At 71.8% G+C, this 21075-nt stretch carries 17 protein-coding genes; 8 read left to right on the forward strand and 9 right to left on the reverse strand.

Annotated features, from left to right (window positions below; genetic code table 11):
* The first annotated feature begins 10 nt into the window (after positions 1-10).
* The 6 genes from AC069K_RS04950 to AC069K_RS04975 all read left to right on the forward strand — a co-directional run bounded on the left by AC069K_RS04950 (position 11) and on the right by AC069K_RS04975 (position 6333).
* Positions 11-418, forward strand: coding sequence for a DUF742 domain-containing protein (locus AC069K_RS04950; protein ID WP_067164662.1), 408 nt, complete (start codon positions 11-13; stop codon positions 416-418).
* The gene (locus AC069K_RS04955; RefSeq protein WP_358837020.1) at positions 399-980 is read left to right on the forward strand and encodes a GTP-binding protein; all 582 of its coding nucleotides are present in this window, start codon (positions 399-401) and stop codon (positions 978-980) included. Before AC069K_RS04950 ends, AC069K_RS04955 begins: the two co-directional genes overlap by 20 nt.
* Before the next feature lie 340 nt (positions 981-1320).
* Positions 1321-4662: a nitrate- and nitrite sensing domain-containing protein gene (locus tag AC069K_RS04960; RefSeq protein ID WP_478612179.1), complete on the forward strand. Its 3342-nt coding sequence runs from the start codon at positions 1321-1323 to the stop codon at positions 4660-4662.
* A gap of 10 nt (positions 4663-4672) precedes the next feature.
* Entirely contained in the window at positions 4673-5086 is a 414-nt protein-coding gene (locus tag AC069K_RS04965) for a roadblock/LC7 domain-containing protein (RefSeq protein ID WP_026057603.1), read from the forward strand.
* Between the two features lie 115 nt (positions 5087-5201).
* The gene (locus AC069K_RS04970; RefSeq protein WP_365107007.1) at positions 5202-5771 is read left to right on the forward strand and encodes a DUF742 domain-containing protein; all 570 of its coding nucleotides are present in this window, start codon (positions 5202-5204) and stop codon (positions 5769-5771) included.
* On the forward strand, positions 5752-6333 hold the full coding sequence (locus tag AC069K_RS04975; protein ID WP_069978110.1) for a GTP-binding protein: 582 nt from the start codon (positions 5752-5754) through the stop codon (positions 6331-6333). Before AC069K_RS04970 ends, AC069K_RS04975 begins: the two co-directional genes overlap by 20 nt.
* A gap of 275 nt (positions 6334-6608) precedes the next feature.
* On the opposite strand, the gene AC069K_RS04980 is transcribed toward AC069K_RS04975, so the two are convergent.
* The 4 genes from AC069K_RS04980 to AC069K_RS04995 form a co-directional block, all read right to left on the reverse strand.
* Positions 6609-6815 carry an acyl-CoA carboxylase subunit epsilon gene (locus tag AC069K_RS04980; RefSeq protein ID WP_358990263.1) on the reverse strand — a complete coding sequence of 69 codons (207 nt, stop codon included), beginning with the start codon at positions 6813-6815 and terminating at the stop codon, positions 6609-6611.
* Positions 6816-6827: 12 nt separating this feature from the next.
* A complete protein-coding gene (locus tag AC069K_RS04985; protein WP_365113970.1) occupies positions 6828-8411 on the reverse strand; it encodes an acyl-CoA carboxylase subunit beta in 1584 nt (527 codons plus the stop codon).
* Positions 8412-8565: 154 nt separating this feature from the next.
* Positions 8566-10908 (reverse strand): polysaccharide lyase 8 family protein, encoded by a 2343-nt coding sequence (locus AC069K_RS04990; RefSeq protein ID WP_478613280.1) that lies wholly within the window; start codon positions 10906-10908, stop codon positions 8566-8568.
* A 105-nt stretch (positions 10909-11013) separates the two neighbouring features.
* Positions 11014-12366 (reverse strand): M64 family metallopeptidase, encoded by a 1353-nt coding sequence (locus AC069K_RS04995; RefSeq protein ID WP_478612183.1) that lies wholly within the window; start codon positions 12364-12366, stop codon positions 11014-11016.
* Positions 12367-12478: 112 nt separating this feature from the next.
* Between AC069K_RS04995 and AC069K_RS05000 the strand changes: the two genes are divergently transcribed.
* Both AC069K_RS05000 and AC069K_RS05005 read left to right on the forward strand, forming a co-directional pair.
* Positions 12479-13822: a helix-turn-helix domain-containing protein gene (locus tag AC069K_RS05000; RefSeq protein WP_478612185.1), complete on the forward strand. Its 1344-nt coding sequence runs from the start codon at positions 12479-12481 to the stop codon at positions 13820-13822.
* Positions 13823-13986: 164 nt separating this feature from the next.
* Positions 13987-14595 carry a YceI family protein gene (locus AC069K_RS05005; RefSeq protein ID WP_478612187.1) on the forward strand — a complete coding sequence of 203 codons (609 nt, stop codon included), beginning with the start codon at positions 13987-13989 and terminating at the stop codon, positions 14593-14595.
* An 8-nt stretch (positions 14596-14603) separates the two neighbouring features.
* Here AC069K_RS05005 and AC069K_RS05010 read toward each other — a convergent pair whose 3' ends face one another.
* The 5 genes from AC069K_RS05010 to AC069K_RS05030 all read right to left on the reverse strand — a co-directional run bounded on the left by AC069K_RS05010 (position 14604) and on the right by AC069K_RS05030 (position 21075).
* The gene (locus tag AC069K_RS05010; protein ID WP_478612188.1) at positions 14604-15977 is read right to left on the reverse strand and encodes a hypothetical protein; all 1374 of its coding nucleotides are present in this window, start codon (positions 15975-15977) and stop codon (positions 14604-14606) included.
* Positions 15978-16070: 93 nt separating this feature from the next.
* A complete protein-coding gene (gene cimA, locus AC069K_RS05015; protein WP_365113982.1) occupies positions 16071-17702 on the reverse strand; it encodes a citramalate synthase in 1632 nt (543 codons plus the stop codon).
* A gap of 283 nt (positions 17703-17985) precedes the next feature.
* Positions 17986-19311 (reverse strand): MFS transporter, encoded by a 1326-nt coding sequence (locus AC069K_RS05020; protein WP_478612189.1) that lies wholly within the window; start codon positions 19309-19311, stop codon positions 17986-17988.
* Positions 19312-19391: 80 nt separating this feature from the next.
* Positions 19392-20015 (reverse strand): TetR/AcrR family transcriptional regulator, encoded by a 624-nt coding sequence (locus tag AC069K_RS05025; RefSeq protein WP_365113986.1) that lies wholly within the window; start codon positions 20013-20015, stop codon positions 19392-19394.
* Positions 20016-20040: 25 nt separating this feature from the next.
* A complete protein-coding gene (locus AC069K_RS05030; protein ID WP_478612190.1) occupies positions 20041-21075 on the reverse strand; it encodes an agmatine deiminase family protein in 1035 nt (344 codons plus the stop codon).

Consider the following 21075-nt stretch of genomic DNA (forward strand, 5'->3'; position numbering starts at 1 on the left):
CGGAGGATCAATGACCCCGCCACCCGCCTCACACGATTCGTACGGCGCTCTGCACGACGCGCACTACGACAGTGAAGGCGACCAGCCGCTGGTCCGCCCGTACGCCATGACGGGCGGCCGGACCCGGCCGCGCTACCAGCTGGCCATCGAGGCGCTGGTCAGCACGACCGCGGACCCGGCGCACCTGGCCACGCTCCTCCCGGAGCACCAGCGGATCTGCCACCTGTGCCGCGAGGTCAAGTCGGTGGCGGAGGTCTCGGCGCTGCTGCAGATGCCGCTCGGTGTGGCCCGGATTCTTGTCGCCGACCTGGCGGAGGCCGGCATGGTGGCCATCCACCAGCCGGGCAATGGAGAGGCCGGCGGCACGCCGGATGTGACGCTGCTCGAAAGGGTGCTCAGTGGACTTCGCAAGCTCTAGCGGCGGTGCCGCCCGCTCCACCACGTCCGCGAAGATCGTGGTGGCGGGCGGCTTCGGCGTGGGCAAGACCACGTTCGTCGGGGCCGTCTCGGAGATCAACCCGCTGCGCACCGAGGCCGTCATGACGTCCGCTTCCGCGGGCATCGACGACCTGACCCACACCGGGGACAAGACCACCACGACGGTGGCCATGGACTTCGGCCGCATCACGCTCGACCAGGACCTGATCCTGTACCTCTTCGGTACGCCGGGCCAGGACCGCTTCTGGTTCATGTGGGACGACCTGGTCCGCGGCGCCATCGGCGCCGTGGTGCTGGTGGACACCCGCCGTCTCGCCGACTGCTTCCCGGCCGTCGACTACTTCGAGAACAGCGGCCTGCCGTTCGTGATCGCCCTCAACGGCTTCGACGGCCACCAGCCGTACACCCCCGACGAGGTCCGCGAGGCCCTCCAGATCGGCCCCGACACCCCGATCATCACCACCGACGCCCGCCACCGCGGCGACGCGAAGAGCGCGCTGATCACCCTGGTCGAGCACGCACTGATGGCACGACTCAAGTAGGAAGTCGTATACGGCAGTTGTCGTAGGAGAACGGGGGCGGACTGTGTCCTTTGACACGATCCGCCCCTGTGTTCATAACATTTCGACAGAGAATTCCCCGGGCGCGGCCACCCGCCGCGTTCGCGTGGTGTCACTGTGCTCACATTGGCCCCGCCTTTTGGCGGGGCTCGCTCTTTATGCCCGTTTTATCTGAGGCGTGTGCCACTCGGAACCCCGGATTCCAGCTGTTTGGAACGGACCCCTCTGGCGTGCTGGAATTCGACGAACTCCCGAGTAGTACGGCTCAGAACATTTAAAGGCACACCGCGAGAGGTGCCGGCGCCGAGAGGTTGTTGGTCGAGTGAGGCGAAGCACGACGAGCTCCGCGACGCAGCAGGCGCGGGGCAACTTCACCCCGCCGCAGCGCAGTGCGGCGACGCCGGACGAGCACCCGACCCCCTCCGGGGGAGCGGGCGCGGGACAGACCGCCGGTCCCGACACGGGGAGCCGGAGCAAGTTCTCGCCGCGCAACTGGCGGGTGGCCGCCCGTCTGAACGCCATCCTCCTCATCCCCGCCCTCGTCGGCCTCGTCATGGGCGGCTTCGAGGTCAAGAACTCCATATCCACCTGGCGCGACGCGCGGGACGCCGAGAAGACGGCGCAGATCGTGCGCGCCGCCTCGGAGTACGGCCAGGCCCTGCTCAACGAGCGTGACCTCACCGCTCAGCCCCTGCTCCAGAACAAGCGCGACAGCGAGGTCATCGCCAAGGCCATCGCGACCTCGGACGCGGCCCGCGCCAAGTTCGACCAGGAAGTGCAGGGCATGCCGGACACGGCGAGCCTCAAGCGCCGCCTGGCCAAGGTCCGCGACGCCGAGAAGAACCTCGACGCGCTGCGCAAGACCGCCTACGCCAAGGGCGTCGAGGCGAAGAACCCGGTGCTGACCGAAGAGGGCTACACCCAGATCCCCCACTACCTGAGCACGTTCTCCAACGAGCTCGGTCTGGGCACCGGCAACATCACCAGCTACGGCCGCATGGTCTACGCGGTCGACCTCGCCAAGGCCGCGGAGTCGCTCCAGCGCTCCATCGGCCTGCACCTCATCCTCCGGCCGAGCGAGGACACCAAGACCTTCCAGATGCAGGTCAAGGCGTTCAACTCGTACAACTACCTGGAGTTCATCGCCCTCGGCGAGTTCGACGCCGGTGGTACGGACGCGGACAGCGCGCACCTGAAGCAGGTCATGGAGGCCAAGGCCGCCCAGGCCGCCAAGGACCTTCCCGCGGTGCGCCAGCAGGCCGACGACGGCCCGCGCATCGGCGCCGCCCCGGCCCGCGACGGCTCGCCCTTCAACAGCATGGCCGCCGCGATCGGCGAGGGCCAGAGCGCCAAGCAGCTCAAGGCCCAGGGCATCAACGCCGAGGCCTGGATGGCCGCCTCCACCGCCAAGTTCGACGGCTACACCGAGATCGAGCAGGACCTGGTCACCAAGGCGGTGGACGAGGCCGGCCAGATCGCCGACGACGCCAAGACCTCCGCGTACATCAACGGCGCGATCGTCGTGGTCTCGCTGCTCGCCGCCTTCATCCTGGCCGGCATGGTGGCCCGCCAGATGAGCCGCTCGATGCGCCGGCTGCGTTCCGCCGCCTTCGAGGTGGCCGAAACCCGACTGCCGATGCTCGTCGACCAGCTCTCGCGGACCGAGCCCGGCCGGGTCGACACCCGCGTCGAGCCCATCCCGATCACCTCCACGGACGAGATCGGCGAGGTCGCCCGCGCCTTCGACCAGGTCCACCGCGAGGCCGTCCGGCTCGCCGCCGAGCAGGCCCTCCTGCGGGGCAACGTCAACGCGATCTTCACCAACCTGTCGCGCCGCAACCAGTCCCTGATCGAGGGCCAGCTGACCCTCATCACGGACCTGGAGAACAACGAGGCCGACCCGGACCAGCTGGAGAGCCTCTTCAAGCTGGACCACCTCGCGACCCGTATGCGCCGCAACGGCGAGAACCTCCTGGTCCTCGCCGGCGAGGAGCCGGGCCGCCGCTGGAACCAGCCGGTCCCGCTGGTCGACGTGCTGCGCGCCGCCTCCTCCGAGGTGGAGTCGTACGAGCGCATCGAGCTGTCCGGCGTGCCGGAGAGCGAGATCCACGGCCAGGCCGTGACCGACCTCGTGCACCTGCTCGCCGAGCTCCTGGAGAACGCCACCACGTTCTCCTCGCCGCAGACCAAGGTCCGGGTCACCGCGACCCGGCTCCCCGACGGCCGCGTCATGGTCGAGATCCACGACAAGGGCATCGGCCTCACCGCCGAGGACTTCGCGGACATCAACCACAAGCTGGCCAACCCGCCGACCGTGGACGCCGCCGTCTCCCAGCGCATGGGCCTGTTCGTGGTCGGCCGGCTCGCCGACCGCCACGGCATCCGCGTCCAGCTGCGCCCCTCCGGCGAGCAGGCGGGCACCACCTCGCTGGTCATGCTCCCGGACGCGATCACCCACGGTGGCGGTGGCGAGGCGGCGCCCGGCGACGACTTCACGGTCTCGCAGATCATCCCGGAGCAGCAGGAGTACCAGGCCCCGGCCCCGGCCATGCGCACCGCCGCCGAGCTCGGCTTCGACGACTCGCGCTACGAGACGGGCGAGCAGGGCGAGGGCCTCCAGCTCGACCCGGTCAACCGCTCGCTGATGCGCGAGGAGCGCCGCGCGGCCCTGGAGGCCCAGGCGCAGGGCGGCGACCGTCCGCTCTACCGCGACGAGGTCGACGGTGTGCAGCAGGGCGCCGCGTACGACGAGAACTACGGCGGCGGGCAGTCCTACGAGGCCCCGTACGAGGAGTCCTACAACGGACAGCAGACCTCGTACGACAACCAGTTCGAGGGACAGCAGGGTTACGCGCAGGACTACCCCGGCGCCTACCCGCAGGAGTCCTACGGACAGCAGCAGAACGACTACCGGGACCAGGGCTATGCGGAGGCCGCCTACCAGGCGCCCGCGGCCGACGGTCCGCAGTACGACGGCGGTTACGGCGACACCCCCCACCAGGGCGAGTGGCAGCGGAACGGCTCGTACCAGGACTCCTACACGGCCGACTACCCGCAGGGGAACGAGGAAGCGGAATCCGCTCCGGACGTTCCCGGCGACGGCCGCGACCGCGTAGGCTTCGACCGGCCGGGCCCCACCCCGGCCTCCGCCCACGAGCTGACCGGCGCCGGTCTGCCCAGGCGCGGCAGCGGCCAGCAGAACTGGCAGCCCGCCGCCCAGGAGCCGCAGCACAAGTCCGAACCGCAGCGGCCCGAGCAGCGGCGCCCCGACGGTGGCGACGCCCGCACCGGCACCGGGCCCGCGTCCGTGAACGGATCCGCGAACGCGGCCGTGAACGGCACCGGTTCCGGAGCCGCGAACGGCGTCGCGTCCACCGCCGACGAGCCCACCGGCGACTGGCGTTCGACCAACGACGAGCGCTGGACGCGGGCCGAGAAGCTGCGTGAGCCGAAGGCCGGCGGGGTCACCCCCTCCGGGCTTCCCCGGCGGGTGCCCAAGGCCAATCTGGTCGAGGGCGCGGCCGAGCAGACCCCGCAGGGCGGCCCACAGGTCTCCCGCGCTCCGGAGGACGTCCGCGGCAGGTTGAGCAACCTGCGCCGCGGTGTCCAACAGGGCCGCAGCGCGGGGTCGGACACCAGTAACACCTACAACCAGGAGCGTTAGTGTGAGCCCGATGAGCCAGGCGGCGCAGAATCTGAACTGGTTGATCACCAACTTCGTGGACAACACCCCCGGGGTGTCCCACACGGTGGTGGTCTCCGCCGACGGACTCCTGCTGGCGATGTCCGAAGGCTTCCCCCGGGACCGGGCCGATCAGCTGGCGGCTGTTGCCTCCGGACTGACGTCCCTGACCGCGGGCGCCTCCCGGATCTTCGAGGGCGGCGCCGTCAACCAGACGGTCGTGGAGATGGAGCGCGGCTTCCTCTTCATCATGTCCATCTCGGACGGGTCCTCGCTCGCCGTACTCGCCCATCCCGAGGCCGACATCGGTCTCGTGGGCTATGAGATGGCTCTCCTTGTCGACCGCGCGGGCACCGTCCTCACCCCGGACCTGCGCGCGGAACTCCAGGGCAGTCTCCTTAATTAGTTGTGAACTTCCCGTTCTCAACTACCAGTCAGGCAGTGCGTTTCTCGCCACCGCGCCATAAGGTGCGGTGGCGCGGTCCCACAGGAACGGGCGACCGGCAGTCGGAGGAGGAAACGTGACAACACCCCCAGGCGGACACCCATACAACGGTGGACAGCAGTCTCAGGGTGAGCACGGGCAGAACCGGTTCAACTTTCCCTCCGCCCCCAGCAGAAGCGGCCAGGGCCAGCACACGTACCAGCAGCCCCACCGCCGGCCGGGCCCGTACGACCAGCCGCCGCAGCCCCGCATCGAGCCGGTGCAGCCGCGGCAGACCCCCCAGCCTTCCCCGGCGGGCGGCACGCACAACCCCCTGGTGCGTCCGTACGCCATGACCGGCGGCCGCACCCGGCCGCGCTACCAGCTCGCCATCGAGGCGCTGGTGCACACCACGGCGGAACCCGCCCGGCTGCAAGGGCAGTTGCCCGAGCACCAGCGGATCTGCCAACTGTGCCGTGAGATCAAGTCGGTCGCCGAGATCTCGGCACTCCTCTCCATCCCCCTCGGCGTTGCCCGAATCCTCGTCGCCGACCTGGCGGAGGCCGGACTTGTCGCCATCCACCAGCCCGGCGGCGACGAGTCCGCCGGCGGCCAGCCAGATGTGACACTGCTCGAAAGGGTGCTCAGTGGACTTCGCAAGCTCTAGCGGCGGTGCTGCCCGCTCCACTACTTCCGCGAAGATCGTGGTGGCGGGCGGCTTCGGCGTGGGCAAGACCACGTTCGTCGGCGCGGTCTCGGAGATCAACCCCCTGCGTACCGAGGCCGTCATGACGTCCGCTTCCGCGGGCATCGACGACCTCACGCACACGGGCGACAAGACGACCACCACGGTCGCGATGGACTTCGGCCGCATCACGCTCGACCAGGACCTGATCCTGTACCTGTTCGGCACCCCCGGCCAGGACCGCTTCTGGTTCATGTGGGACGACCTGGTCCGCGGCGCCATCGGCGCCGTGGTGCTGGTGGACACCCGCCGTCTCGCCGACTGCTTCCCGGCCGTCGACTACTTCGAGAACAGCGGCCTGCCGTTCGTCATCGCCCTCAACGGCTTCGACGGCCACCAGCCGTACACCCCCGACGAGGTCCGCGAGGCCCTCCAGATCGGCCCCGACACCCCGATCATCACCACCGACGCCCGCCACCGCGCGGACGCGAAGAGCGCGCTGATCACCCTGGTCGAGCACGCGCTGATGGCACGCCTGCGGTAGGCCCTGCCCCTGTACGACACGGAAGGCCCCCCACTCCGAGAGGAGCGGCGGGGCCTTTCGCGCTGGAAGCGCAGTCGTTCGTCTGCGGGCCGGTGGTGGCTGGTCGCGCAGTTCCCCGCGCCCCTGGTGGTCGCCCCGTACCGCACGGCCATGCGCGAAAGGCCCCGGCCGCTCCGTAAGGAGCGGCCGGGGCCTTTCGCTTTTGAGGGGCGCGGGGAACTGCGCGACCGGCCCCCCACCGGCCCGCAGACGAAGTCACCGCCCCCAGCGAAGCGCTAGCCCTGCCAGGAGTGCGCGGTCCGGAAGCCGGGGGTGCGCTCCAGGCGGCGCCAGCCGGCCGTGTCGCGGCCGCGGGACGGGGCCGGGGCGGGCTGGGCGGCGGCGCGGGCGAGCAGGACGGCCGTGATGGCCGCCAGCTCCTCCGGCGCCGCCTCGCCCTTCTCCACACGGAGGACGGAAGGGGAAGAAGTCGGGGTGTTCACTCGGGCTCCTCGTTACTGAGGCGGGTTGCCGTGCTTGCGGGACGGCAGGTCGGCGTGCTTGGTGCGCAGCATCGCCAGGGAGGCGATCAGCACCTCGCGGGTCTCGGCGGGGTCGATGACGTCGTCGACCAGCCCGCGCTCGGCCGCGTAGTACGGGTGCATCAGCTCGGCCTTGTACTCCTTGACCATGCGCACGCGCATCGCCTCGGGGTCCTCGGCCTCCGCGATCTGCTTGCGGAAGATGACGTTGGCGGCGCCTTCGGCGCCCATCACCGCGATCTCGTTGGTGGGCCACGCGTAGGTGAGGTCGGCACCGATGGACTGGGAGTCCATCACGATGTACGCCCCTCCATAGGCCTTGCGCAGGATCAGCGAGATCCGGGGCACGGTGGCGTTGCAGTACGCGTACAGCAGCTTGGCACCGTGCCGGATGATTCCACCGTGCTCCTGGTCGACGCCCGGCAGGAAGCCGGGAACGTCCAGAAGGGTGACGATCGGGATATTGAAAGCATCGCACATCTGGACGAAACGGGCGGCCTTCTCCGAGGCCTCGATGTCCAGGACGCCCGCGAGCGTCTGCGGCTGGTTGGCCACGATGCCCACGACCTGGCCGTCGAGCCGGGCCAGCGCGCAGATGATGTTGCGGGCCCAGCGCTCGTGGATCTCCAGGTAGTCGCCGTCGTCGACGAGCTCCTCGATCACCTTGTGCATGTCGTACGGGCGGTTGCCGTCGGCGGGCACCAGGTCGAGCAGCACGTCGCCGCGCCGGTCGGCCGGGTCCTCGCTGGGGTGCGACGGGGGGTTCTCCCGGTTGTTGGACGGGAGCATCGACAGCAGGTAGCGCACCTCGGCGAGGCAGGTCTCCTCGTCGTCGTACGCGAAGTGGGCCACGCCCGAGGTCTCGGCGTGCACGTCCGCGCCGCCGAGCCCGTTCTGCGTGATCTCCTCGCCGGTCACCGCGCGGACCACGTCCGGGCCGGTGATGAACATCTGCGAGGTCTCGCGGACCATGAAGACGAAGTCGGTCAGGGCCGGGCTGTAGGCCGCGCCGCCCGCGCACGGGCCGAGCATCACGGAGATCTGGGGGATGACGCCGGAGGCCCGGGTGTTGCGCTGGAAGATGCCGCCGTAGCCCGCGAGAGCGCTGACGCCCTCCTGGATCCGGGCGCCGGCGCCGTCGTTGAGGGAGACCAGGGGCGCACCGGCCGCGATGGCCATGTCCATGATCTTGTGGATCTTGGTGGCGTGGGCCTCGCCGAGGGCGCCGCCGAAGATCCGGAAGTCGTGCGCGTAGACGAAGACCGTACGGCCCTCGACCGTGCCCCAGCCGGTGATGACACCGTCCGTGTACGGCTTCTTCGCCTCCAGGCCGAAGCCGGTGGCGCGGTGCCGGCGCAGCTGCTCGACCTCCTTGAACGAACCCGGGTCGAGCAGCAGCTCGATCCGCTCGCGCGCGGTCAGCTTGCCCTTGGCGTGCTGCGCCTCGGTGGCGCGCTCGCTCGGCCCGCGCCGGGCCTGCTCGCGCAGGGCCAGCAGCTCGGCCACACGGCCACGCGCGTCACTGGGCTCGCCCGGGGTTTCGTCCACAACGGTCATGCATCGACCCTACGAACCCGACCAAGAATTTCCCGCCGTCGACTCTGTACAGTCTCCGGACCGTTTTCCTGGTACCCCTGAACAGAACAATCCCGCGATGCAGGCGAAGTGCCAGCTCAGACCCGTGCCGCGTTGTAGGGGTCCAACAACCGGATCAGATGAGAGTCACATCACAGCGATGGCAGGCGCCCACCGTGCCCGGGGTGATCCGCAGCCGCAGCTCCTTATCGGCGGCCAGGACCTCGACGGACGGATCGGCACCGGACACCCCTCGTACGGCATGCCTCCACACCACCTCGAAGGGCTCTCCGGTGCGCGGCGGCTCGCTGACCCGGAGCGTGGCCGCCGCCCCCGTGGTCCGTACGAGCACGCTCGCCGGGGCGGTGGCCGACAGCGGGCCCGCGCTCCCGGCCTGCCAGAAGTTGGCGCACACGAGGCCGAGTGAGGGGACGGAGACGGCCTGGCAGGCGGCGGTGTTGGCCAGGACGGTGAACCAGCCGGAGTCGGCGGCGCGGGCGGCCACGGTCTGCCGCGAGGCGCCCGGCATCAGCTGGTAGCCGTAGGAGGCGCCCGCCGGGTCGACCCCGTGGTCCAGCCACAGCGTCTGATAGGTCCGGGTGCGCCGCTCGGTGGAGCTGGTGGTGTTGATGTCGCTCCACGCCCCGGTCCTGGCCTCGCGCAGGGTGTGCAGGGCGGTGGTGCCGCCGGGGAAGACCCAGCCGCCGTGCCCCTCCAGATGCGCCCAGCGGGTCCGGGCGGCCCCGTCCCGGGAGAAGACGGCGCTCCCGCCCTCCCCCAGGTTCCGGTTGTCGACCACCGTCTCCACCCGGACGCCGTCGGTGGCGGTGATCCCGGCGCCGAGGCAGATGACCGTCCCGGCCGTGCAGAACCAGGACTTGCGCGCCTGGAGCGTGGAGCCGAGGCCCTTCAGGTGCTGTCCGACGGCCCCGAACTCCCCGTCGTTCGCCCCGCCCACCCAGCGCACGGCGGGCCGGGACGCGCCCCACTCGCCGCCCTCGCGGTCCGCGAGGCGCCGGGTGGACACGGTGGTCCCCGGCAGCCGGTAGGGGTCCACGGTCGGCCAGAACCAGTCCGTGTACTGGTCGTTGCCCTGCTCACCGGGCCACCAGTAGAGCATTCCGGCGCCGGTGTGCCAGCCGCGCGGGTTCTCGCCGTTGCCGCACTCGTAGTACGAGATCCGGTCCGAGGCCATGGCGATGTTCGCGGTCCAGCCGGGCCGCCGGTGGACGGCCCGGTCCATGGCGGCGAAGAGGGTGTGTCCGACCGGTTCGGGGGCCGCGGCCACGGGTCCCTCCACCACCGCCTGGAGCCGGGCGAGGTCGGCGACCCCGAACTGCCGCGCGGCGAGCACCGGGTGCGTGGGGTCCCGCTCGGCCCACCCCTTGATCAGCCCGTGCCACCGGGCCCGTTCCGCCGGCGAGGCGCCCTGGGCGAGAACGGCGACGGCGGCCATGAGCCCCTCCCCGTGGAAGTGGTCGCTCCGCATCACCTGGGCGTCGTCCGCGCGCAGATACCCCCGGCTCACGGCCCGCCCGTTGACGCTGTCCATGACCAGCCCGTTGTGGATGAGCGGCGCGTAGGCGTGCTCCACGCTGTCGAGGACGATCTGGCGTGCGGGGTCGGTGACGGCCCAGCTGGTCCCGGCGAGCAGCGTGAAGAGCCGCCCGAGCCCGTCGAGCATCACCTGTCCGTACGTACCCGAGTAGGCGATCGAGGTGTGCTGGACGAACGATCCGTCGGCGTAGAGGCCGTCGCCCCGGGTGACGTACGGGAAGACCGGTGAGAGGGCGTCGCGGGCCAGCGCGAGCTTGGCGGGGGCGCGGCCGACCGCCCCGCGCACGGCGACCGAGCGGCAGAGGTCGACGCGGTTGGCGCCGGTGGAGGTGCCCGAGTAGTCGGCGAACACCGAGTCGGGCACGAAGTGGTCGACGGCGGCGCAGGCGGCCTGGACGCGTGCCTCGCCCACGTGCGCGTAGAGCGCGTTGACGAGGTCGGTGAGCAGCCGGGGGCTGCCGATCTGCCACTCCCACCAGTTGCCGTACCGCGTGGTGGACGGGTTGTAGACCGTCGCCCCCACGTGGTCGAGTCCGGCGAGGAGGTCGGCGAGCAGGGCGGTGTCGCCGGTCAGGCCGGTGGCGGGCTGGAGGAAGGCCTCGGCCATGGTCCACAGCCGGCTGTAGCTGCGGGTGATCCCGGCGGGCGGGTCGAAGGGGCTGTCCGGCCAGAGCCCGTGGTCGCCCGGGGCCATCGAGGCCCGGAAGGCGCGGGCGCGGTCGCCGGTCTCCCTGAGCCGGGAGGCGTACGGCTCGGCGCCCGCGTCGAAGCCGGTGCCGAGCGAGAGGTCGCGCCAGCGCCCGCGCAGGACGGCGAACTCGTCGGCGGCGGACGCCTCGGTGGCGGACGCCTCGGGGACGGCGGCCAGGGTGAGAGCGCTTGCGCCCACCACGGTCAGGAAGGTGCGTCGGGACGGCAGCAAGGGCACGGGGGCTCCCGGAGGGGGGTGGGGTGGAGACCGCTGCCGTTGGTGTAGCACGGTGCGCCCGGGGCCCTCAATGCCCCGGACGCACCAATCGGAAAGCGCTTACCGACGTACGTTCCACACCACGGAGTCGCTCAGCCCGGCACGCACCTGGGGATCGCGCACCGACGCGGTCCCGTCGGTGACGGTGACCTTCAGCTGGTGGGTGCGCCGGTCCCACGGGGAGAGGACGGCCTGGGCGACCCCGAGCCAGGTGCGCCCCTCGAACCGGGTGAGCTCCCGCCCGTCCAGGTACCAGCGGATCCTCGGCTGCGCGGCGCCCACCAGCCGGGGCACGGTCACCCGCGCCTTGTCGTGGACGCGCAGGGTCCGTGCGGTCGGCACGGCGGCCGTGGCGATCGAGGCGTGCCGGTAGAACCCGGCGATCATCGCCTCGCGGCCGGGCAGGCTGAAGGGCTTGCCGAGGATGCGCATGATGGAGTTGTCGGTGGGCCGGGAGAGGCCGGTGACGTAGTAGCCGCCGCCCTCGTAGGTGCCCACGGTCCCGCCGTCCGGCGAGGTCTCGCCCAGCCAGCGGTACCACTTGGTGCGCTGCGCGGCCATCTGCTCGGCGCTCAGCACGGAGATGTTGGACTCGGCGACCTCGGGCCCGGAGTAGTGCTCGTAGCCGGGCGTGCCCGGGTAGAAGTACTCGTCGGCGAGCTTGCCCAGCGAGTGCCCGGTCTCGTGGATGGCGACCTGCCCGGACTTGGCGTTGCCGGCGGACGCGGTGGAGATGCCCTCGTAACCGAGCTTCTGGCTCGGCTCGTTGTACCCGGCGCCGCCGTACTTCGTGCTGTTGGCGAGCACGATCACCAGGTCGGCCTGCGGCGCCTTGGCGACGTAGGCGTCCACCTTGTCCTGGTCGACGCAGAGCAGCCGCTCGATGCCGTCGCACCAGAAGTACGAGCCCAGCGCCGTGTTCTTCACGTCGCCCCGGGCGGGGTCGCCGGAGACACCGGACTGCGCGGAGACGGCGTCCACGGTCCACACGTTGAAGAGGTTCCGGTACGTGGTGTACGGCTCGACGCCGGTGACCTCGCCCCACTTCTCCTTGGCGTCGGCGTGGAACTGCTCCTGCTGGTCGACGGTGTAGCCGTCGCCCACGATGACCACGTCGAGCCGGTCGGCGCTGGGCCCGTTGTCGACGATCTCGTCGAGCTGCCCGTCGGCGTCCGCGGCCCGCGCGGAGAGCCGGCCGCCGGAACGCACGGCACCGGCCGCGGGAACGCGCACATGCCCGGACCCGGCGACCGCGCCGCCCTCCGGCCCGGGTATCTCGACCTCCACGCGCGGCCGGGGCGCGGGCGTGTCGGCGGCCTCGGCGGCCTCGGTGGGCACGGACAGGAACGCGGCCACGACGGATCCGGTGAGCCCGGTCGCCGCTATGGTTCTGCGCAGAAAGGCTGGGCGCATGAAATCCTCCCCCGGTGACGGAAGTTAAGCGGTCGGATAAATCTGTTGAACGGTCCGCTTAAGTTAGGGGGCGCGCGGGGCATGCGCAATGCCCTGGGACGAGGGAGACGCGATGGACGAACCTGCCGTGATCGGCCGCCGGGTGCAGCGACTGCGTGCCGAACGGGGACTCACCCAGCGGCAGTTGGCCGAGCCCGCCTACACCCCGGCCTATGTGTCCACCCTGGAATCCGGGAAGGTCAGGCCGTCCGAGGCCGCGCTGCGCCACCTCGCCGACCGGCTGGGCACCACCTACGAGGAGCTCGCCACCGGCCGCCCCGCGCACCTCGCCACCGCACTGCGCCTGGAACTCACCGACGCCCAGCGGCTCCTGGCCACCGGGGACGCGGACGAGGCCGCCGTGCGCTACCGCCGGCTGCTGACCGAGGCCGAGCTGCACGACCTGCTCCCCGAACAGGCCGAGGCCCTCCTGGGCCTGGGCGAGTGCGCCCTGGAGACCGGCGAACTGCCCGACGCGATACGCCACTTCGAGGCCGCCGAACGCCATCAGGCGGACGAGCCGCTGCCGCGCCGGGCGCGCGCGATCCGGGGCCGGGCCATCGCCCACGTCCTGGCCGGGGAGCTGCGCTACGCCTGCTACCTGCTGGAGTCCACCATCGACGAGCTGGGCACCTCGGGCCTCAACGACCCGGAGTCCCTGGTCCTCCTCTACTCGGCGATCATCGGCCCCTATCTGGACATGGGCGCCCAGGCCCGCGCCGCGCACGCCGCCGAGCTGGCCCTCGCCCTCGCCCCGCAGGTCTGCGATCCGGCCCTGGTGGCGGGCATGCACCGCCAGGTCGCCCGCACCTTCCTGGCCGAGGGCCGCACGGCCGACGCCGACGCCTCCCTCGCCAAGGCCCAGGCGGTCTACCGCCAGCTGCGGCTGCGCACCGATCTCGCGCACTGCCACTGGATGCGGGGCTACGTCCACGCCCAGGGCGGGGAGCTGGACGCGGCCGAGCGGGAGCTGCGCACGGCCCGCGACATGCTGGCGGCGAAACGGGCCGCGCTCTTCACCTGCCAGGTCGAGGTCGAACTCGCCGACGTGCTGCGCCGCCTGGGCCGCCACGAGGAGGCGGCCTCGCTGCTCACCCCGCTCGTGGACCCCGCGCCCGAGCTGGGCGACCGGCACGGCGCGGTCCACGCGGGCGGCGCGCACCGCCTGCTCGGGCTGATCCACGAGGAGCGCGGCGAGCTCGACACGGCCGAGGAGCACTACGTCACCGCCCTCGGCCTCCTGGAGCGCAGCGGGGCCTCCGGCGACCTGGCGGACCTGTGCCGTCTCCTCGGCGATCTGCTGCGGCGGACCGGGCGCACGGAGGCGGCGCTCGACGCGTACCGGACGGGGCTGGGACACCGGGCCGCCCCGGGGACCACCACGCTGGGACCCGCGCCGGTGCCACCGCGGTACTAGGGCCCCCGCGGTACTGGGCCCCCCGCCCTCTCCCCGCCCCCTCCGGGCGGCTCCGGACACCGCCTCGGCGCGGCATGCCGTCAGAGTTGTTGAAACTTTAACGGAATAGGTCTACAGTCAATCTCGTTGAACCTTCAACCAACCGCCGAAGGAGCACGAGCATCATGGGAATCTTCACCCGCAAGAACAGCGGCACCACCACCCTCACCGCCCCCGCCCCCGTCGACCCCGCCCTCGCCGCCCTCACCGGCACCTACACCATCGACCCGGCCCACAGCAGCATCGGATTCACCGTCCGCCACGCCATGGTCACCAACGTCCGCGGCTCGTTCGCCGAGCACGAGGGCACCCTCACCCTCGACGGCACCGATCCCGCCGCCTCCTCCGCCGTCATCGAGGTGAGGATCGCGTCCGTGGACACCGGCATCGCCGACCGCGACGCCCATCTGCGCAGCGCCGACTTCTTCGACGCCGAGCGGTTCCCGCTGATGACCTTCCGCTCCACCGAGGCCCAGCAGCTCGGCGGCGACAAGTACCGCGTCATCGGCGACCTCACCATCAAGGACGTCACCCGGCCGCTCGCCATCGACCTGGAATTCAACGGCTCGGCCACCGACCCCTACGGCAACCAGCGCGTCGGCTTCGAGGGCAGCGCCGACATCCTGCGCTCCGACTGGGGCCTGACCTGGAACGCCGCGCTGGAGACCGGTGGCGTCGTGGTCAGCGACAAGGTCCGGCTGACCTTCGACATCTCGGCGATCAAGTCGGTCTGAGCCGGGCCCTACCAGCCACCGCCGCCGTCGAAGCCGCCGCCACCGCCGTCCCCACCGCCCCCGTCGCCCCACCCGCCACCGAAGTCGGACGCGTCGAAGTCCGCCCCGGAGACGTCACCCCCGTCGAAGCCCTGCCCCGGCCCCGCGAAGTCCGCGCCGCCGTAGTCCACCGCGTACGCCGGGGTGGCCAGCATGGAGCCGAGCATCGTGCCCATCAGCAGTCCGGGCAGCATGCCCCCGCCGAAGTACCCGCCCGCCCAGGGCCCGTACGCCGGACCCGCGTCGTAGTACGGACGGCGTCCCCCGTCCGTGTCGACCTGCCGTACCAGCGGGTCCTGCCCGTCCCGCAGGCGCGTCGCGTCGGCGAGGCAGACGGGGACCTGGCGCGGGGCGCCGCCCGCCGGGGACCAGGTGGCGTCCTCGACCGAGGGGCCGTGGCGCGGGTCGAAGAAGCAGGGGGCGCGGCGCTCGGGCAGCGGCCGGTGCTCGCGGCGGGCGGCGAGGGTGGCGAGCGAGAACCGCCCGTCCTCCAGGGCCTGGGTGACCCCGCGCACGTCGGCGGGGTGCCGGGCCGCCGCCATCAGGGTCTTCGCGGTCTCGTACGCGTCGAGGGCGCGCTCGTAGTCGGCGCGCATGGCATCGTCGGCGCCCGCCTCGGCCGGATGGAAGTCGAGCCGGTCCAGCTCCTCGCCGAACGCGGTGATGTCCTCGTCCACGACCACCTGGAGCCGCCGGAGCGCCGCCCGCTCCTCCTCGGCCTTCCTCCTCCGGTTGCGCCGCACCAGGGCGTACGCGCCGGCGCCGCCCGCCACGGCGACCGCGCCCAGGGCGATCAGCCCGGTCGCCGAGCCGCCGTCGTCGTCGCCGGATCCCGCGCCGCCGCCCCAGGAGGCGGGGGCGTGCCCGCGCAGGCCGGGCAGGGCCTGGTCCACGAACGCGTTCAGCTGGGTGGCGGCGTCCGAGGCGGTGCCCGGGGCCCGTACCGCGGTCTTCAGGTTCTCCACGGCCTGCGGTGACATGACCCTCCGGTCGGCGCCCGCGTTGAAGGCGTCGCCCAGGCGGACCGCGTACAGGCCGGTGACGCCGGTGTCCGTACGGAGGTTCCGCAGGAGCGTGTCCCTGGGGAACGCGGAGGTCGCGGGCAGTACGGCCACGAAGAGCGGCTTGTCGGCGTCCTTGATCTTCTTGGCCAGGGCGTCGGCCTGCGCGGCCGGGAGCTGCGCGGCGGCGCCCGGGTCGACGTACACCGGCGCCTTCCTCAGCGCGGCGGCGACCTCGCCGACCCCGGACGCGGCGGGCGCGGCGGTGGCGGTCGCCGTGGCCACGGGGGCCAGCGCGAGGAGTGCGGCGGCGGTGGACGCGAGCAGAACGCGGAGCCTCATGCTTCCGACGCTACCGGAGTCGCTTTCGAAACGGACAAAACCTCCGGCGCGGAGCGGGGCCGCGGGCCCGCGAAGGGCCCGGGGCGGGGTCCGCTACTCCGGCGGCTCCACTCCCGCCCGGAGCAGCCCGTACGTGTACGCGTCCTCCAGCGCCCCCCAGGACGCCCCGATGATGTTCGTCGCCACTCCCACCGTGGCCCACTCCCCCGCCCCGTCCGTGGTCGTGATCAGGACCCGGGTCGTGGAGTCCGTGCCGTGGCGGCCTTCCAGGATGCGGACCTTGTAGTCGACCAGTTCCAGCTTGGCCAGCTGGGGGTAGATGCGCTCCAGGCCCACCCGCAGGGCGCGGTCGAGCGCGTTGACGGGGCCGTTGCCCTCCGCCGTCGCCACGATCCGCTCGCCCTTGGCCCACAGCTTGACCGTCGCCTCGTTGGCGTGGGTGCCGTCGGGGCGGTCCTCGACGATGGCGCGCCAGGACTCCACGCGGAAGTACTTGCGGGCCCGGCCCTCGGCCTCGGCGCGCAGCAGCAGTTCGAAGGAGGCGTCGGCGGCCTCGTACGTGTAGCCCTTGAGCTCGCGCTCCTTCACCCGTGCCACGACCCGGCCGACCAGCTCGCGGTCGTCCCCGAGCTCGACGCCGAGCTCCTTGCCCTTGAGCTCGATGGAGGCACGGCCGGCCATGTCGGAGACCAGCATCCGGATGCGGTTGCCGACCAGGCCGGGGTCGATGTGCTGGTAGAGGTCCGGGTCGACCTTGATCGCCGAGGCGTGCAGGCCCGCCTTGTGGGCGAAGGCGGAGACGCCCACGTACGGCTGGTGCGTCGAGGGCGTCAGATTGACCACCTCGGCGATCGCGTGCGAGATGCGCGTCATCTCGGCGAGCGCGCCCTCGGGCAGGACCTTCATGCCGTACTTGAGCTCCAGCGCCGCCACCACCGGGAAGAGGTTGGCGTTGCCGACCCGCTCGCCGTAGCCGTTCGCCGTGCACTGCACGTGCGTGGCGCCCGCGTCGACCGCCGCGAGGGTGTTGGCGACGGCGCAGCCGGTGTCGTCCTGGGCGTGGATGCCGAGCCGGGCGCCGGTGTCGGCGAGGACGGTGGCGACCACGGCCTGGATCTGGGCGGGCAGCATGCCGCCGTTGGTGTCGCAGAGGATGACGACGTCCGCGCCGGACTCGCTCGCGGCCCGGACGACGGACTTGGCGTACTCGGGGTTGGCCCGGTACCCGTCGAAGAAGTGCTCGCAGTCGACGAAGACGCGCCGGCCCTGTTCGCGCAGATGGGAGACGGTGTCCCGGACCATCTCCAGGTTCTCCTCCAGCGTGGTGCGCAGGGCGAGCTCGACATGGCGGTCGTGGGACTTGGCGACCAGCGTGATCACCGGGGCTCCGGACGCCAGCAGCGCCTTGACCTGCGGGTCGGTGGCCGCGCTGCCGCCGGGGCGGCGGGTCGCGCCGAACGCCACCAGCTGGGCGTTCCTGAAGGTGATCTCCTGCTGGGCGCGGGCGAAGAACTCCGTGTCGCGGGGGTTCGCGCCGGGCCAGCCGCCCTCGATGAAGCCCACCCCGAAGTCGTCCAGGTGCCGGGCGATCGTCAGCTTGTCCGCGACGGTGAGGTTGATGCCCTCGCGCTGGGCGCCGTCGCGCAGCGTGGTGTCGAAGACGTGGAATCCATCATCGACGCGGTCGACGCCATGACTGTCCTCGGGTGCCTCGTTGGCCGTCATGCTGGGGTGACTCCTGTCGGGTGAGTGGCTCCGGACTGGCTGGCTCCACTGCCCCCATCATCGCGTGCGGTTCGCGTCCGGCCGAGGTGGGGCCGGGAAACGAAAAGACCCCTCGCGGGTGCGAAGGGTCTGCGCGCGGGTCTGGGGCACGATGTCCGCTGCCGCGGGGGTTGTGCCGCGGGTTCAGCGGTCACTGCGGACCGGCGCGCTGCTGTCCATAATCATCCGGAAAGCGAGCACGGTCGCAGTCTGCCACACGGCCGCCACGCCGTGGCCCGGGGTCTCAGGATGCGGGCACCCCGTCCGTGCCCGCGGCCAGGGGGGCGGCGGCGGGGGCGGGCGCGACCCGGTGCAGGTCGATGTCCCGCGTCTCCCTCATCGTCAGGTACACCACCAGGCTCACCGCGGCGCACCCCGCCACGTACCAGTAGAAGCCGGACTCGATCCCGCCCCGCTTGAACCACAGCGCCACGTACTCCGCCGTACCGCCGAACAGGGCGTTGGCGATGGCGTACGGCAGCGCGACGCCCAGGGCGCGGATGCCGGTCGGGAACAGCTCCGCCTTCACGCAGGCGTTGATCGACGTGTAGCCCGTCACCACCACCAGGGCGAGCAGCGCCAGGCCGAAGGCCGGCCAGAACGTGCCCGCGTGCTTGAGCATCGTCATGACCGGCACGGTCAGGAACGTCGAGCCCACCGCGAAGGTGATCAGCAGCGGACGGCGGCCGATCCGGTCCGAGAGCATGCCCGCGAGCGGCTGGAGGCACATGAAGACGAACAGCGCGCAGAACGACACCAGCGACGCCGTCGGCTTGGGCATGCCCGCGCTCTTGGAGAGGAATTTCGTCAGATAGGTCGTGTACGTGTAGTACGCGACCGTGCCGCCCATCGTCAGCGCCATGACCAGGAACGCCTCCCTGCGGTGGCGCCCCAGCGCCTTCAGGGTGCCCCGCTCCTCGTCGCGCGCCGCGCCGGACTCCTCGTAGACCTCGGTCTCCAGCATGTTGCGGCGCAGATAGAAGACGACGGCCGCGCCCAGCGCGCCCACGATGAAGGGGACGCGCCAGCCCCAGCTGTGCAGCGCGTCCTCGGAGAGGGTGCGCTGCATGACGATCTGGAGGCCGAGGCCGACGAGCTGGCCCGCGGTCATCGACACGTACTGGAAGCTGGAGGCGAAGCCCCGGCGGCGGGGGTCGGACGCCTCGGTGAGGTAGGTCGCGCTCGCCGCGTACTCACCGCCGACCGACAGGCCCTGCAACAGCCTCGCGACCAGCAGGACCGCCACTCCCCCGTACCCCGCCACCCCGTACGTCGGCGCCACCGCGATCAGGATCGCGGAGGCGGACATCAGGGTGACGGTCAGGGTCAGCGCGGCCTTGCGGCCCCGGCGGTCACCGATGCGGCCGAGCAGCCAGCCGCCCACCGGCCGCATGAAGAAGCCGACGGCGAAGATCCCCATGGTGTTCATGAGGTTGGCGGTCTCGTTCCCCTTGGGGAAGAACGCGTCCGCGAAGTACACCGCGAAGGTGGCGTACACGAACCAGTCGAACCACTCGACCATGTTGCCGGCCGAACCGACCCAGATCTTCTTCCACTGCTCTCGTCCCATGGAAGATCACGGTGGCCCAGCCCGGTGCGGCCGACAAGGGTGACGCACGCAACGATAAGGCGTACTTGCGTACGTTGTGTTCAGCCCCCGGTCGGGGGTCGCACGAGTGACTCGTCCACGAACTCCCGTACGTGGTCGAGGACTTGGGGGCGTCCGGTGCCGGGTATGCCGACCGCCACATGGACGCTGAAGCCGTCGAGCAGCGCCCGCAGCCGGGCCGCGAAGCGGTCGGCGTCGACCGGGCGGAACTCGCCGCGCGAGACGCCCTCCGCGATGATCGCGACCAGGTCGCGGTGCCAGGCGCCCTCGATGGCGGCCTGGCGGGCGCGGGCGGCGGCGTCGGTGGCGGCGTTCTGCGAGCGGTTCCAGACCTCCAGCCACAGGATCCAGTGCGGGTCGCGGACGCCGTCGGGCACATACAGGTCGACGTAGGCGTCGAGGCGTTCGCGGACCGCGCCCGGCCGGGAGAGCAGCGCCCGGCGCTCGGCGCCGAGCCGGCCCTCGCTCCACTCCAGGGTCTGGAGCAGCAGTTCGTCCTTGCTGTGGAAGTAGTAGAGGAGATGGCCGCTGGACATGCCGACCTCGCGGCCGAGACCGGCCATGGTCAGGCCGTCGAGACCGCGCTCGGCGATGGTGGCCATGGCGGCGGCCAGCACCTCCTCGCGCGGCGGCGCGTTCTTCCGCGCGCGGGCCGGACCGGCCATGCCCCTCCTCCTGGTTCCTCCGGGATCACACCCTGGGCTGCTGCTGGGTGATGCAGTGGATGCCACCGCCCCCAGCGAAGATCGTACGTGCGTCGACGAGGGTCACGGTCCGGTCGGGGAAGAGCCGGCGGAAGATGCCCGCCGCGTTCTCGTCCCTCGGGTCGTCGAAGCCGCACAGGACGACGCCGCCGTTGCAGAGGTAGTGGTTGATGTAGGAGTGGTCGACCCAGCCGTGGTCGTCGGTGAGGACGGTCGGGGCGGGGACCTCCACCACCTCGATGCTCCGGCCCCGCGCGTCGGTCTGGCTCCGCAGCAGCGCCACGTTCTCCCTGCACACCTCGTGGTCGGGGTGGGCCGGGTCGGGCTGGGTGTGGGCGACGACCACGCCGGGGCGGGCGAACGCGGCGACGATGTCGACGTGGCCCAGCGTGCCGTAGCCGTGCGGCGGGTAGTCGGCGGTGAGGCCGCGCGGCAGCCAGATCGCCTTGCGGGTGCCGAGCATGCCGTGGACCTCCGCCTCGACCTGCTCGCGCGTCCAGCCGGGGTTGCGCTCGGAGCCGAGCTGCACGGACTCGGTGAGCAGGACCGTGCCCTCGCCGTCGACGTGGATCGCGCCGCCCTCGTTGACCAGGCGCGAGGCGTACGTCCGCGCCCCGGCCAGGTCCGCGACGTACGCGCCGATCTTGGCGTCGTGCTCCCAGCGGGCCCAGTCCTGGGCGCCCCAGCCGTTGAACGTCCAGTCCACGGCGGCGAGTTCGGAGCCGTTGGTCAGGAAGGTGGGGCCGATGTCGCGCATCCAGGCGTCATCGAGCCCGCGCTCCACGAGATCGATGCCGGGGCCGAGCAGGGCGCCGGCATCGGCGCTCTGACCGGGGCCGCAGACGACGGTGACGGGTTCGAAGCGGCGCACGGTCCGGGCCACGGCCGCCCAGGCCGCGCGGGCTTCGGCGAGCTCGTCCTCGTTCGCGAAGGTCACGTTGGGGCCGGGCCACGCCATCCAGGTGCGCTCGTGCGGGGCCCACTCGGCGGGCATGCGGAAGCCGTCGGCGGCAGCGGTCAT

The organism is Streptomyces sp. NPDC043908 (assembly GCF_056435525.1).

Excerpts from the sequence above, each read along its gene's own strand:
- AC069K_RS04950 (WP_067164662.1), top strand. The coding sequence starts at position 11 with ATGACCCCGCCACCCGCCTCACACGATTCGTACGGCGCTCTGCACGAC.
- AC069K_RS04965 (WP_026057603.1), top strand. The coding sequence starts at position 4,673 with ATGAGCCAGGCGGCGCAGAATCTGAACTGGTTGATCACCAACTTCGTG.
- AC069K_RS04985 (WP_365113970.1), bottom strand. The coding sequence starts at position 8,411 with ATGACCGTTGTGGACGAAACCCCGGGCGAGCCCAGTGACGCGCGTGGC.
- AC069K_RS04995 (WP_478612183.1), bottom strand. The coding sequence starts at position 12,366 with ATGCGCCCAGCCTTTCTGCGCAGAACCATAGCGGCGACCGGGCTCACC.
- AC069K_RS05000 (WP_478612185.1), top strand. The coding sequence starts at position 12,479 with ATGGACGAACCTGCCGTGATCGGCCGCCGGGTGCAGCGACTGCGTGCC.
- AC069K_RS05005 (WP_478612187.1), top strand. The coding sequence starts at position 13,987 with ATGGGAATCTTCACCCGCAAGAACAGCGGCACCACCACCCTCACCGCC.
- AC069K_RS05010 (WP_478612188.1), bottom strand. The coding sequence starts at position 15,977 with ATGAGGCTCCGCGTTCTGCTCGCGTCCACCGCCGCCGCACTCCTCGCG.
- cimA (WP_365113982.1), bottom strand. The coding sequence starts at position 17,702 with ATGACGGCCAACGAGGCACCCGAGGACAGTCATGGCGTCGACCGCGTC.
- AC069K_RS05020 (WP_478612189.1), bottom strand. The coding sequence starts at position 19,311 with ATGGGACGAGAGCAGTGGAAGAAGATCTGGGTCGGTTCGGCCGGCAAC.
- AC069K_RS05025 (WP_365113986.1), bottom strand. The coding sequence starts at position 20,015 with ATGGCCGGTCCGGCCCGCGCGCGGAAGAACGCGCCGCCGCGCGAGGAG.
- AC069K_RS05030 (WP_478612190.1), bottom strand. The coding sequence starts at position 21,075 with ATGACCGCTGCCGCCGACGGCTTCCGCATGCCCGCCGAGTGGGCCCCG.